The sequence below is a fragment of the Segatella bryantii genome (assembly GCF_022024215.1).
GTDB lineage: Bacteria > Bacteroidota > Bacteroidia > Bacteroidales > Bacteroidaceae > Prevotella > Prevotella bryantii.
Genome location: NZ_CP091797.1, coordinates 637,216 through 651,186, shown reverse-complemented (window position 1 = coordinate 651,186; position 13,971 = coordinate 637,216). Strand labels below are relative to the sequence as shown.

Sequence of the window (13,971 nt, the reverse complement as noted above, 5' to 3'; positions counted from 1 at the left end):
TTAATGATATTGGTTAATGTTTATTGTCGATTATTTCACCAAGGTAATACGTGAACGTAAGAGGGCATAGTCGAACTCGAAGAGATATGTGCCATCTGTCTTTACGGTGACAGATTTCATGTTATCACCACCATTGAGCACATTAGCCTCGTTCTCATCGCTACCATCAAAACGCCAGAATGGCTGTGGCCACCAACCCCACCAGTGTGTCTGTGAAATGGTAAACGAAACGGTTGTTCCTGCCGTAAGATTCATTTCGCGATAGAGTCGATATGGATTGGTCTTATCCTGATAGAGGATAAAGGCACCATTATTCTGATTCGTAGTCCAGTTGGCTGTAGCTGGTAAAAAACCTTCACCGGCGAGGCAGATTTGAGCAGGTTGGTCGCCTGAGCCATCTTTAAAGTTCACGGTAGTAGTACCATCAAGTGTCATCGCAGCAGTAGTAGGTGTCCACTTCTTCATATCCCATTCGCCCGTAACCGTATTCAAGGTAAACTCATAGTAGCCCGTCTCTTGGAGCTCTATTGGGTCGCCTGCACTCGGATCACTGGTTAGCAAGCCTGTATTAGGGTCTACACTGAAGCAAATAGGTTGGAAGTCTGTCTTCTGAGGGATAAAGCGAATCTTGGTACCAGCAGCCTTATTATAATAATGTGCGCGGTACTGATAAGCCCCTGTGTGCTCAATTAACATTGGTACGCCATACAGGTCGGAACTCAAGTCAGCGACATCGTCTACATCAGCTAAGTACATTCTACTGAAATCTGGTAGTTCACTGACTTTAACCACGCTTTGAGTGCTTGTTGTGTTTCCACCTTTATCACCAATAGTAATGGTCATGTTATACTCTGCTTCTGTGGCAGGCAGTTCGTATGCCTTCTGCAGCGTATAACTTGTTCCGGTTAGCGCGATGCTGTCGTTGACATGGACAGCTGGAATAGAAATTTTAATGTAGCCGAGTTCCTTGTTGTCAGCTACGGTCGTGTTTAACGTTAGCTTCGGATTTTGAAGCAATACTGTAAGATTTGGAGACGGAGCAGTAGTAAATGTAGGAGCAGAGAAATCGCCTGCAGTGCTGACGGTTGCTGTTGTAGTGAACGTATGCCCCATTACATCTTCTACTGTAATTTGTATTGGAAAAGATTCGGTTCCTGTCCATGTTTTATCGCCGTTATACCCATAGTTGAGGTGATATTCATGGAGTAGAGAGTCTGGATAATAGGTTAGGAAATCAATGGTCTTATCCAGATAAAGATCATCATTGACGAGTCGGATAGACTTTAATCCATCGGCATCCTTGGCGATACCTTCTATTGTGAAAGCACGTCCCGGTTCTGTGAGGATGGTCGATTGACTCAGCAAGAGAGTCGGATCAGCATTGTCAACTGCTGTGAAGTTGTCAGAATCGCTACAGGATTGTAGTGTCATCGTGGCAACAGACATCATACTGACGAATGTTAATCCTTTAAGGTAGTTAGATATTCTTACCATAATTTTAGGTTTTAGTTGTTCTTCTTGTTAGGTTTCTAATTTAAAAAGTATCACAAATTTACTTATTTATGTTTAATAAGACAATAATAAATCGTTCAAAAAGGGTATATATTTCGTTCATCGAACGATTTGTAGTCCTATTTTGAATGAATTTAGTATATTTTTTTGTATCTTTGTACTGAATTAAGATCTATGTGAATATACATGAAAAAATACATACTAATACTGACCTCTTTTATATTGGACTTATGTTTTCTTCAAGCCCAAACCATTCAGGTGAAACAACTTGGACAAGAATATGGTTTGTCTAGCGACTTTGTGATGAGTATGGCTAAAGATAAACAGGGATTTATATGGGTCGCTACAGAGCAGGGGCTAAATCGCTTTAATGGTTCTCAGTTTATCTCATTATATAAAAGAGGCACTCAATCTATCTCTGGTAACGATCTTAATTGTTTGCTCGATGATCCGAAAGAAAAGAAGATGTGGATAGGTACACAGCGTAACGGATTAGATGTTTACGATTATGAGAGCAATTCTTTTCGCTATTATCTGCACGATGCTAAGAATATTCATAGTATAGCTACCAATGATATCACGTCTTTGGCGCCCAGTCTGGATAGCAGTATCTGGATTACGACCTATTGGAATGGTATCGATTATTATGACCGGCAGCATGATCGGTTTATTCATTATAATCAGAAAACGGTAAAGGGTCTGTATACCAACAGCAACTGGTGTGTTCTCGATGTGGGGAATGGACTGATTTATGCAGGTCATGTGCGAGGTGGATTCAGTATTATCGATACCCATAACCGTACTGCTCATACTTTCCGGCATCAGGCGAATGATCCTTATTCCTTGTCGGGCGATGATGTACATTGTATTTTCCGTGATAAGATGGGTAACATCTGGATTGGAAGTGATGGTGGACTCGATTTATTTGATGCTGTGCATGCCCGATTTGTACATTATGGTAAAGGGGTGGTTGGTAATCATTGTATCTTCGATATCAAGCAGTTGAGTGATGGGAAGCTGTGGATAGCTACCGAACTTAATGGTGTGGTAATTCTTCATTTGCAGGCCATGTTAGGGGCAGGTATGCTATATCCACAATTTCAGTTTATTCGTGAGGGCGATTCCGATCATGATCTTTCGGGATCGAGTGTACGATGCATATTAGAAGATGACTATCACAATGTATGGTTGGGCTTATATGGTGGCGGTGTTAACTTTATCGCGCATCGTAAACCCTTATTTTCACAGATCCTCTATTCCCCTGTTAATCCGAAACAACATCTGTCTATCAAAGCGGTCATCGGTATGGCTTTCGACCGTCAGGGGCGTCTCGTTGTCGGAACGGATGGCGATGGGGTTAACGTATTTGATAAGAATGGCTATCGTGTAGCTTGTGATATCGACTTGCCAGGCCGGTCTGTTCAGGTGATTCATCGGGATAGACAGGGTAACTTATGGTTGGGTTGCTTTAATGATAATCTCTATGTGCAAAGTGCTCATGGAGGTGGTTTGCGACGCATTTTTTCAGAAACACAGGATATCCGGTGTATGTACGAACTGTCCGACAGGATGTTAGTGGGTACGAGCAATGGTCTTTTTGTGATTAAGAAAGCAAGCTATGAGGTCATCGCCAGGGCACAACTCACCGAAAGTTTGATTCGAAGTATCGACAGAGATCGTCAGGGTAACTATTGGATAGGAACTTTCGGAGGCGGTGTCGTGATTTGTTCACCGCAGTTCAAGCAGCTTAAAAACCTTACACTGCAAGAAGGATTACCTTCTAATACGGTCAATGACGTGCATCTCGCTAAGAATGGACACATGTGGCTTGCTACCAGCAGTGGACTGGTGGAAGTTAGTCATCCCGAAAAACCGCAGTTTGTGGTGTACAGCCATAACAATGGTTATGCCGATAATAATGTGCGGGCACTGGCTGAGGATAGTCGGGGGAATATCTGGATGAGTACGGTGAAGAGTATCAGCTGCAAATTGGCAGGTAGAAAGTCGTTGGTAAGTTACGATTATCGCGACCATATTACGATGGGCAACTTTAATCCCTCCAGTGTGGCCATATCTCCAAAAGGGTTACTCTTCTTTGGTAGTACACAGGGTATAACCTATTTTGATCCAACGCGAGTATTACGGAAAGAACAGGCCCCACAGGTATATCTTACGTCGATGCATCTTGCAGGCAGTAATGGGGTCGCTGATAGTATCGTTCTATTGATGAATAAGAAGGCGGTAGATCTGAGGTATACTGACAATACTTTTACCGTAATCTTTAACAGCCTCAACTATGCCCTGCAAGGCGAAGTGGAGTATGCTTATCGCCTGAAAGGCTTATCGGATGACTGGACGACGATAGCTGATAATCGGGTTACTTTCCGCAATTTACCTTACGGCAATTATACCCTTGAGGTAAAATGCAGATTACATAATCAGGAGTGGTCTCGTCACCTCTCTTCGATAGATATATGTGTTAATCCTCCGTTCTGGCTCTCCTGGTGGGCTAAGATGATATACTTGGTTATTTTCGTCTTAGCTGTCCTCTATATCGTCTATTCCTATCGTAAGAAAATTCGTCTGGAATATCTGTTATCGGCCGAACAGCATAAGCATGAACAGGAACAGTTGCTCAATGAGGAGCGTATGCGCTTCTTTACCAATATTACGCACGAGTTGCGTACACCACTGACCTTAATTATCGGTCCTCTTTTAGATATGAGTAAGAGCATCGATATTCCTATCAAGGAAAAACATCGCCTTCATATTATTCTCAATAGCGCCGAACGACTTCGTAAGCTGATTACCCAAATCCTGGAATTCAGAAAAACAGAAACTGATACGCGTGAACTTTCGGTAACAAAAGGTAATATCGTCGAGGCGGTAGAAAATATTATCCGGAAATATATAGAATTAAATCAGAACCATGAAGTCCAGATACGGTTTGAAGCTCCTGAGTCTGATATCGAAGCCTATTTCGATAGAGATATGTTGGCTATCATCGTTGACAATCTGATGTCGAACGCCTTAAAATATACGGAGCGTGGCTCTGTTATATCGCGTGTCGCGCGTCGTCGTGAGGGTAATCAGCATCTTATCGATATCATCGTAGCCGATACGGGGTATGGTATAGCAGAAAGTGCTCTGCCGCATATCTTTGAACGATTCTATCAGGAAAATGGTAAACATCAGGCTTCTGGTACGGGTATCGGTCTGTCGCTCGTCAAAAAACTCGTTACCCTGCATCAGGGTACTATTCGTGTGGAGAGTAGTGTGGAGAAGGGGAGTACCTTTACTGTAACACTCGACGAAAACAATATTTATCCTTCTGCCATTCATGGTGTAGAACCTGCTGTTATGCTGGAGGATAAGACGAACAGGGACAGTTCTGCTGACACCGATAAGAAGCGTGACAAGGCGATCGAAACCGATGAAACCATTCTGGTTATTGAGGATAATGCAAGTATCCGCCAATACATCGCCGACTCTCTCTCTGATCGTTTCACGGTGTATCAGGCTGCCGATGGGCGGGAAGGGTTGGCCAAGGCCCTCGATCTGATACCAACCATCGTTATCAGCGATATCATGATGCCTGCTATGGATGGCAATGAACTCTGCAAGGCGCTGAAGACAGATATGCGTACCAGTCATATCCCTGTCATTCTTTTAACGGCCAAGGATAGTAATCAGGCGAAGGAAGAAGGGTATGAGGCAGGAGCTGACAGTTATATCACGAAGCCATTCAGTCGTTCGCTGCTTGAGACTCGTATCGATAATCTTATCGCCCAGCGCAAGCGTATTATTGCATCATTTTCTTCGCAGTCGGTGGATAAGACATCGTCCATGGATGAAAAGCATAAGATATTCATGGAATCCATGAATAAGAATGACCAGCAGTTTTTTGAGCGTTTTCATGCTTTAATCGATGAAAATATGAAGGGTACACTCGATATGGATTATCTTACCGACAAACTCAATATGAGCATTTCGAGTATGTATCGTAAAATTAAAGCGCTTACGGGTATCGGTACTAACGAGTATATCCGGCATTACAAGATGCATTATGCTGAAAAACTCCTGCTCGAGAATAAATATACGATTAGTGAAATCGCTTACGAAGTGGGGTTCAGTAGTTTACCTTATTTTAGAAAATGCTTTAAAGATGAGTTTGGCGTAAATCCTAGTGACTACTTAAAAAAGATAAAATCATGAGAAAAAGCCTGTTGACCGTATGTCTCTTGAGTGCGGTTTGTCTTACTGTATATGCGCAGAAGCGAGAAAAATATGAGTTCAAGCGTAATCTTCCCGTTTATGCCGAACAGTTAATCGCTGATTTAGATTATCCTTTATCATGGGAAAATAGTGGTATCAAGAACTTTAATAAATGGCGAAAGAAAGCACGTCAAAAAGTGTTCGACTGTATGTTGATGCCTCCTCCTGCACCGTCTCATGGCTATGAGACGAAAGTGCTTTATGAAGAACAGCGTGATGGCTATAAGGCGAGAAAGATAGAGATTCGTTTATCTCGTTATTATACCGTGCCGGCTTATGTCTTAATACCTGATGGTAAGGGACCTTTTCCTGCTGTCAATGCCCTGCACGATCATGGGGCACACCTCTTTATCGGTAAGGAGAAGATGATTCGCCCCTTGGCTTGTGAGACGGATGAAGTGAAGCGTGATGCCGAAGAATGGTCTGCGGGATATGGTGGTCAATTCTTAGGCGACTATCTTGCCAAGCATGGCTATGTAGTCTATTCTGCCGATGCACCGATGTGGGGAGAACGTGGACAGATGGAAGGTGCCCGTCGTGATAAATATGATATGATAGCCGGCAACATGATGATGTATGGTATCGATCTCTCTGCCTGGATGACGTATGATGATATCTCAGGTACAGAGTTTCTGGCTCAAATGCCGGAGGTAGATAGCAAGCGTATAGGGTGTGTCGGATGGTCTATGGGGGGGTATCGTTCGTGGATGTTGGCTGCGTTGAGCGATCGTATTCAGGCGAGTGCCTCTGTCTGTTGGATGGTAACGACCGACGAACAGATGAGTTTTAAGTATAAGCGTACAGAGAATGGCGGTTTTGCCAACTGTCTTCCTGGTTTACGTCGTTGGTTAGATTATCCTGATATAGCCAGCCTTGCTTGTCCGAAAGCCATGCTCTTGATTAACGGAGAAAAGGATAAACTCTTCCCTGTTCCTGGTGTAAAGAAAGCATTCGACAAGCTGCATGCGATATGGAAAAGTCAGCATGCCGAAGATAAACTGCAGACTGAACTATGGGATATTCCTCACAGTTGCGATAAGAAAGCACAACAGACGATACTTGAGTTTTTTCAGAAACACTTGTAAATCGCGTGTTTCACATTTTTGGCATAATCGTTGGTCCTTTCCTTTTATGCTGTTGGAGGAGATATGTTGATCCTTCTCTGAGAAGGCCGCCAAGTGGTAACTCTACGATAAATCGACGAGAAACTTTGACGAAAGGAGTTACAATCGGCTGAAAAATCCATTGTCGGGCAAAAGGATCGTAATATCTTTCCGCTCCGATATGTGTGCCATAGTTTTTGTTTCTATACGTGATGTAGCCCCCATATCGATTTGTCGCTATATACGGGAAAGATGCCATATAAAACCACGGGACGGTATTATAGTATTCGCCGAATACTGTCATGCTAAAATGTGGTGAGAACAGGTATGATACCGACCCTTGTACCCCATATTGTGTCTGGATACCTATTGCAAAATATCGATTGATGTTTATACCTGCAGTCAGAGCGAGATGATGGGTATAGTATGCCGTTGATATGTGGAGTTGTTGGGATGTTAGCATATGAGAGAAATCGTTCCTTTCCTGTATAGCCATAAAACTGAAGTTGCCGAAGTTGAACACTTCGTTGTTTTTTTCTTCTATAGTGTGTGTGTGTTGAAGGTCATAGAAGATATTTTGCATAGAATCTTGAACAGCGTAGGGATTTGGAGTGAGAGTCTCAAGTGTTGCATTGGGGTAGTTGGTCACTCCATGACCTATTTGCACCCCCATGTTGGCGTTAGGCCATATTTGTCTTTCGCTATGGTCAGGTACACTTTTCGTCTTGAATCGTTCCTTTCCAGTGTCATACACTTTGGATTGTGCCCAAGATTTTGCAGAGAACATCAGTAGAGCGATCAATACTATCGTTATTCTATATTTCATAGATAAGAAATTTTGATTACACTTCGAAATATTTTAGTCTTAATCGTCTCTATATTCCAGTATATCACCTGGCTCACATTCTAGAATACGACATATTGCGTCAAGTGTAGAAAAACGTATTGCCTTGGCCTTTCCCGTCTTCAGTATAGAAAGATTGGCCGTAGTGATGCCCACGAGTTTTGAAAGTTCATTTAATGACATCTTACGTTTAGCCATCATCACATCCAAATTAACAATAATCATACGGTGTTTACTATATAGTTAGTTCATTTTCTTCTGATATACTCACAGCTGATTCATATAATAATGTTATGATTAAGAAGGTTAGGGGGGATACAATCAGATTGCTTCCAAATTGTATCTCTCTGTTTCCAAAGAGTATGGGAATATTGGTGTAGAACAACGTAAAAAAGAAGCTGACAAATGTTATCACCCATAATAGTTTGGCATTCTTGCGGGTAAATATTTTCTTGGAGTTGATTCCTTGTAGACAAAGTATCATCAGGCGGAATGAACTGGTTATCATTAATAGTGATGAAAGAAGATATCCCAGTAATTCTATGTATTGTATCATGAGAACTTTTCCTTCTGTCGACCAGGTAGCTTGATGAATTTGTGAGTCTGCTCCAAAATTCATAGTAATAACCCCTGTCCATCTTAAAAACTGTAATAAAACAAGAATAAACCATCCCGTTAGTACAACTAACACGGCATAGCATGATCTCGTTATCATTTTTTTACGGTTAAATCTTATCATTTATGCTTATTTTTAATGGTTTTATGGAAGCAAAGGTATATAAATCTTATTAAAAAACAAATATTATTTATCATTAAACGATAAATTTAACATATATTTAAGGAATATCGGGGGATGTTTAAGTTGTTCTCAAGTTAGCCAGAAATCTGCCGTTTTCATCATGAAAATACGGATTCTTCAAACGGAAAAGCCTGATGTATTATCATACACCAGGCTTTTCTTTTTTCAAATAATCTGATAACCCAATGGATCAGTATGTATTTGACTTAGACTAGAAAAAGTTGTCACTTTAGGAGTCAAAAAGAAAGATGAGAATGATAAATTTAAAGCCTTATAAAAATGAAAAAAAGTAATATTATTTTATCTGCTATGTTGTTTTTCTATAACATCATTATGTCTAGTATATGGTCTTGACTTTGATAATGTCAATTTTAAATTTATGTTTCAACTAACATTGTTTGCTACGTGTGCAATTTATACTCCAATAATAACAATCTCTGACAGCATTTTTCATGATTTTAAGGCTTAAGCCACACTACAATTTTTGCACTTCTATCTTGAACTCTTAGGAATTGCGACCCAATGACAAGAACCGCCATTAGAATCTGAAGTTTTAAAATACAAGTTTGCAGAATAACTTGAACCAGAGGCAACTAATGGTACAATTATGTTAGTGTTTGTAAAGAGGGTTCCTGCTTTGTATTTTACATTCCACCCTCCGAAAATATAAGTTTTACATGTATATACAGGGGCTATAGCAGCATTAGTGCGACAGGTAAAGTTGACCGCTATTTTATTTATAGCTGGGTGAAAGGCATCCATACCTTCTTCATTTCCCATAGTACCAATAGCACCGTATTGATTTTTTCCATTATTACCAAAACGTGTTATTACTTATGGTATTTGATTAGATATTCTGTATTTTTTAGCTTCTTCTTTTATATCTGGTAAAACGAGCTTTTCTCCTTTTTGACGAGCTTCTTTTATAATTTTATTTGACAATTCCAAATCTTGCAAAATACTTGTATATAAATCTGCATCAATACCTAATTTCTGCGCATCTTCTTTTGATATATCTATAGAGTATAAGCTATCTTTGATTGATACGTAATTTGAAAGAATGACAGCTGCAGCTCGTTTATCCTTAATGCTTTTTGGAATACTGTTTATTTCATCGACAGGTAGTGCCAATGCTTTTGCTTCTTCAACCTGTGAAGAGTACGCTTTCGTTTTTACGCTTTTATTGTTTTCTTGAATATTAGTATCATCATTAGCGCATGATATTAAACAAGAAGCAATTATAAAAGTGACGACCTTGAATAAAATTTTTTTTTTCATACAGCTTTGGTTATTAGATTGTTATTTTGCAAATATATTTTTTTATGTTCATAAAAGCAAATATATTATGTTTTTTTATAAATGAGTATTGTATATCACTAGTGTCCACTAAAAAGTGGTCCTAGTCAAAATTAAACAATAGCGGTTCACTTGACCATTGACAGCAGCGCAGAACCTGTACCACCTTTGTGGTCTCGAATATGAAAGTTACCTATTGAGTACAAAAAAAGTTAAAAAAATAAACAATGTTTCTAGTTTATATATAATTTTGTAAGAAAATTAATCACTTATTTTTATATATCTGATTAAGTCGTATAACTTAATTCTATTATGGCCAAATGAATTATCATGAAAACAAAAAGATGGAAATATAAATTCTGGTAATCGTGGTGAATTTAAGGAGAGGTGCTACTCGTTTAAACCATGAATCACTTCAGCTATAAAGGATATACTATATCAAAAAATGGTATGGGATACACCTTCTAATTATAAAGCACAATGGGTATCATTCAATGTTATCATAAAGGCAAATAAATCCTGAAGATTCACAAATTAACATGTGTAAAACATGAAATGTTATGAACTATACAAATAATATATTATTTCTAAGCCTTCTGACTTTGATATTGGTACAATTTACTAGTTGCTCTAGAAAGTGTACAAAGAATATCTGTGAATTTAGAGTAGATAAAATATACTTAAGCGAATTGAATGATGAGTATTTTGTTTACGTTGTAGGAATGTTAGAAAATCCAAACAGAGACAGTATCTATATACCTCCATATTATCCCAACAGATTGTGCTTTCCTGAAATAGAGAAATCCCCATCATATATTTCTATGTCGATTGGTGGAAAACAATTAAACTTGGAAAAATTAGGTGCTATTGGATATTTGAAAAAAAATAGTCCCCTAAAAATAAATCTCTGGGTAGAAGTCAAAAAGAATTATTTGCCAGTTGAAGAGTTTAAAAAGAATTTTAAATCAATCTCTTTTTCTTATCATCTAGAAAAAGATTCTGCGTTTTTCTTGAAAATTGCTCGAAAAAAAGTAACTTTTGAATCTTATATCCTTGATAAGATAACGCTTAATGATTTTAAATTGTCAAAAGACAGTTCTGCATATCATTTCTTAGATTCATTATATATCAAACGATCTTCGAAATCCCAGAAACTTATTATCACAGAAAAAGGGTATGATCCTTTAAGAATGTTTTATCTATAGCTAATGGTTGAAAATTATCTCAAATTTAAGGGATGTGCTTCATTTAAAATTATTAACAATAAAATATCAACTACTTTACTTTTACAAGAATGCGTTATATTAGGAAAGGATCTCAGAAATCCAAAAAACAAATAATATATTTAATCATTACAGGGTTGTCTTTAATATCTTGCAGACAGTCCCTTTTTGAAGTAATTACCCATAACAATGTTGGATATTGGTCACGATATGACAATGGATCAATTATTGAGTATTCTAAAAGAGATTCTTCTGTCAAATTTCTTGATGATGATTGGACATATCATACGCATGTACCACAACTATGGGGACTTAAATTCAAAATAGCAAACGATACATTGTTCGAATATATTATTAGAAGAGGAAATATAATCATAAATGAAACAATACCAATTGTTGCTTATAAAAAGAATATTATTATTTTAAAAGGTGATACATCAGAAAATGTCATATGGCATCGTAGAATTAAAAAAAGACAACGATGAACTCAGTGCTTATCCAATTTAGACTCGTTATGCCTATCAGAAAAAACAGTCTTCTCTCAGCTGATGGATTTTGTTCCAAAGTATGAGTTGAGCTACGCTCTGTTCACCGACCGTACCAGCCTTCGTGACATAAATAGTGTTTGTTCAACATGATTTTATTCTTACATCATGTTTGTTGCTATTATTTGATATATATATTGTTAGAAAAGTTCTTCATATCTTATGCACTGCGTCAACAAAATCCGGAAAAGCCTGATGTATTATCATACACCAGGCTTTTCTTTTTTTCAAATAATCTGATAACCCAATGGATCAGTATGTATTCGATGATCGGGTATCCATTCTACTAATATCCAGGATTTTGCATAGCTTCTTTTTGAGCGTCTGTCAGATTGCTACCATCTTCATTTGTGATTCCGTCTAAGAACGACTGTGGAATCGGGCGATAGTAATGTTTGCTGGCATCAAAAGTACCTTGTCCAAGAGTAGAAGCACAGTTGAATGCTTTCCATCGACTTTCGAGGGTCTTGGTGCGTGCCAAATCTTCCCATCGATGACTTTCGCCTATCAGCTCACGGGTACGTTCATTCAGGATGAAACACATGACTTTGTCGTATTCTGACGATAGATCCAATGCTTGATAGATAGGGGTGTCGGTAGGAGAATTCAGAATATCATCTATCGAATTCAAATGCATCTCGCTCTTGGTCGATTCGGTGGTTTCTGCGATATTGTTCGACTCATAATAGGTATTGGTCTCACAATAAATAGCAGCAGTGGTACCGCTACGACCAGCTGTTCCTCCAGAGCAGTATGGATTGTTTTTATACGCCTGTCCACCGTCTACATGCTTACTTCTGTTTTCGCCAGACGCATAGCCGGCACGGTCGCGCACCTTATTGAGGTAGGTGATGGCATTCGTATAGTCTTTCTGTCGGGCGTAGGCTTCTGCCACCATCAGCACATCGTCAGCTGAGCGGGCGATGATAGCATCTCGAGTACCAAACTGTGAACTGTAATCTACACGATAGCCATCACGAAATTTGCTGAGTGCTACAGATCGGTTAATGGCAGGCATCAGATTATAATAGTTACCCGTGGTATTGCTGCTCGAAATATTCCAACTGAAGTTCTCGCCTTTGTAGTAGCGTACAAAACAGTGCTGTGGAACGAGCTGTCCATCCTTGAGCACAGCATCTTCTGATTTCTTTCCGGTAAAATCGGTATAGCGAGTATCACCCGGATTGTTGACAATATACTTGATAGCGATATCGCCCGAACCAAAGCGCTTGTCGCCGACGGCTGTTCCTGCAGGGGCTACGCCAGCAGCCACGGCTGTAGAGTCATAGCTTGGTGCACCCGACGCACTGTTACAGTTATAGGTGGTGATGAAACTCTTCCAGAATCGGGAGTCGTTTACCCGATCGAACACTTGCATACTATACTCGGTAGCGCTGACATAGCAAAACTCACGGTCGCCGGATATATCACGAAGACATCCGCCAAGGTTTTGATATACACTTGGATAATAGAGGTGCATCTGGTTGCCATATCTTCCCCAAGTGTCGTTATCGTCAGAGAACTGTGCTGCCAATACGACCTCGCTTACATTTTCGTTATCACCATTCGGTGCCTTGTAATCCCAGAGTTCTACGAAGTCATTGCAAAGGGGATGAGCGTCGATGACTTCCTTGCCATATTTGATAACAGCCTGAAGGTCAGCTTCTTGGTAATTCGTATTCCAACTGCTGTACAGTTCTGAGGCACGGAATAGATGTGCTTTAGCCAGGAAGTGTGCTGCAGCGCTTTTCGTAATTCGGCCTGTAGCTTCGCCCTTCTCTGGTAACAGCTCATAAGCCTTTTCAAAATCAGAAATGATTTGCGCATAACACTCTTCTTCGCTGTTTCGGGTAAAGTAGGTTTCCACACCTGTAGAAGGATTGAGTTTGAGAGGTACACCACCAAACTGCTTGACGAGTTCGAAATAGCCATAGGCACGAAGGAAATAGCCTTCGCCAAGACGGGTGTTATAGGTAGCCGACGAGCTACTGTAGTATTGCGGTACATTGTTGATAATGATATTAGCCGGTTCTATCAGACCGTACATATTATCCCACAGCGGTTGGTTAGCACCGGTCTCACTGGAGTTAAGACTGGTAGAATACGCATTCCAGCCCGTCATATTGTTAGCACCACTGGTAAATTCATCGACACCCATATTGTAGCACTCTATGCCCCAGATGTAGTTAAACTTAAATTTGAGTTTACTATACGCACCTGTTACCAGTTCGTCGATACCATCCTGTGTGGTATATACCTGTGTGCTTTTAGATGTCGTTAGATTTTCCTCCAGAAAAGAGTCTCCGCATGATGTTAAAGCTAATGCGGAAGTGAGCGCTATAGAAGCGATATATTGATAATGTATTTTCATGAT

At 39.7% G+C, this 13,971-nt stretch carries 10 protein-coding genes; 3 read left to right on the top strand and 7 right to left on the bottom strand.

Annotated features, from left to right (window positions below; genetic code table 11):
* Positions 1 to 30 precede the first annotated feature (30 nt).
* The gene (locus tag L6471_RS02580) at positions 31 to 1,494 is read right to left on the bottom strand and encodes a hypothetical protein (protein ID WP_237796751.1); all 1,464 of its coding nucleotides are present in this window, start codon (positions 1,492 to 1,494) and stop codon (positions 31 to 33) included.
* 204 nt (positions 1,495 to 1,698) lie between these two features.
* On the opposite strand from L6471_RS02580, the gene L6471_RS02575 reads away from it, so the two are divergent.
* Both L6471_RS02575 and L6471_RS02570 read left to right on the top strand, forming a co-directional pair.
* The gene (locus L6471_RS02575; RefSeq protein ID WP_237796750.1) at positions 1,699 to 5,727 is read left to right on the top strand and encodes a hybrid sensor histidine kinase/response regulator transcription factor; all 4,029 of its coding nucleotides are present in this window, start codon (positions 1,699 to 1,701) and stop codon (positions 5,725 to 5,727) included.
* The gene (locus L6471_RS02570; RefSeq protein ID WP_006281850.1) at positions 5,724 to 6,872 is read left to right on the top strand and encodes a dienelactone hydrolase family protein; all 1,149 of its coding nucleotides are present in this window, start codon (positions 5,724 to 5,726) and stop codon (positions 6,870 to 6,872) included. The genes L6471_RS02575 and L6471_RS02570 overlap by 4 nt, the downstream gene beginning before the upstream one ends.
* Positions 6,873 to 6,882: 10 nt before the next feature.
* Here the strand turns inward: L6471_RS02570 and L6471_RS02565 are convergent, their stop codons facing one another.
* The 5 genes from L6471_RS02565 to L6471_RS02545 form a co-directional block, all read right to left on the bottom strand.
* Positions 6,883 to 7,716 (bottom strand): hypothetical protein, encoded by an 834-nt coding sequence (locus L6471_RS02565; RefSeq protein WP_237796749.1) that lies wholly within the window; start codon positions 7,714 to 7,716, stop codon positions 6,883 to 6,885.
* 39 nt (positions 7,717 to 7,755) lie between these two features.
* A complete protein-coding gene (locus L6471_RS02560; protein ID WP_237796748.1) occupies positions 7,756 to 7,959 on the bottom strand; it encodes a helix-turn-helix domain-containing protein in 204 nt (67 codons plus the stop codon).
* Positions 7,960 to 7,969: 10 nt separating this feature from the next.
* Entirely contained in the window at positions 7,970 to 8,449 is a 480-nt protein-coding gene (locus L6471_RS02555; protein ID WP_237796747.1) for a hypothetical protein, read from the bottom strand.
* 576 nt (positions 8,450 to 9,025) lie between these two features.
* Positions 9,026 to 9,313, bottom strand: coding sequence for a hypothetical protein (locus tag L6471_RS02550; RefSeq protein ID WP_237796746.1), 288 nt, complete (start codon positions 9,311 to 9,313; stop codon positions 9,026 to 9,028).
* Positions 9,314 to 9,367: 54 nt separating this feature from the next.
* The gene (locus L6471_RS02545; protein ID WP_237796745.1) at positions 9,368 to 9,811 is read right to left on the bottom strand and encodes a hypothetical protein; all 444 of its coding nucleotides are present in this window, start codon (positions 9,809 to 9,811) and stop codon (positions 9,368 to 9,370) included.
* 578 nt (positions 9,812 to 10,389) lie between these two features.
* Between L6471_RS02545 and L6471_RS02540 the strand changes: the two genes are divergently transcribed.
* Positions 10,390 to 11,034 (top strand): hypothetical protein, encoded by a 645-nt coding sequence (locus L6471_RS02540; protein WP_237796744.1) that lies wholly within the window; start codon positions 10,390 to 10,392, stop codon positions 11,032 to 11,034.
* A gap of 849 nt (positions 11,035 to 11,883) precedes the next feature.
* On the opposite strand, the gene L6471_RS02535 is transcribed toward L6471_RS02540, so the two are convergent.
* Positions 11,884 to 13,968: a RagB/SusD family nutrient uptake outer membrane protein gene (locus L6471_RS02535; RefSeq protein WP_237796743.1), complete on the bottom strand. Its 2,085-nt coding sequence runs from the start codon at positions 13,966 to 13,968 to the stop codon at positions 11,884 to 11,886.
* Between the last annotated feature and the right edge of the window lie 3 nt (positions 13,969 to 13,971).

What these genes read in the sequence shown, in the direction of transcription:
- L6471_RS02535 (WP_237796743.1), bottom strand. Translation starts at nt 13,968, where the DNA reads ATGAAAATACATTATCAATATATCGCTTCTATAGCGCTCACTTCCGCA.
- L6471_RS02555 (WP_237796747.1), bottom strand. Translation starts at nt 8,449, where the DNA reads ATGATAACGAGATCATGCTATGCCGTGTTAGTTGTACTAACGGGATGG.
- L6471_RS02540 (WP_237796744.1), top strand. Translation starts at nt 10,390, where the DNA reads ATGAACTATACAAATAATATATTATTTCTAAGCCTTCTGACTTTGATA.
- L6471_RS02570 (WP_006281850.1), top strand. Translation starts at nt 5,724, where the DNA reads ATGAGAAAAAGCCTGTTGACCGTATGTCTCTTGAGTGCGGTTTGTCTT.
- L6471_RS02545 (WP_237796745.1), bottom strand. Translation starts at nt 9,811, where the DNA reads ATGAAAAAAAAAATTTTATTCAAGGTCGTCACTTTTATAATTGCTTCT.
- L6471_RS02560 (WP_237796748.1), bottom strand. Translation starts at nt 7,959, where the DNA reads ATGATTATTGTTAATTTGGATGTGATGATGGCTAAACGTAAGATGTCA.
- L6471_RS02575 (WP_237796750.1), top strand. Translation starts at nt 1,699, where the DNA reads ATGAAAAAATACATACTAATACTGACCTCTTTTATATTGGACTTATGT.
- L6471_RS02550 (WP_237796746.1), bottom strand. Translation starts at nt 9,313, where the DNA reads ATGGGAAATGAAGAAGGTATGGATGCCTTTCACCCAGCTATAAATAAA.
- L6471_RS02565 (WP_237796749.1), bottom strand. Translation starts at nt 7,716, where the DNA reads ATGAAATATAGAATAACGATAGTATTGATCGCTCTACTGATGTTCTCT.
- L6471_RS02580 (WP_237796751.1), bottom strand. Translation starts at nt 1,494, where the DNA reads ATGGTAAGAATATCTAACTACCTTAAAGGATTAACATTCGTCAGTATG.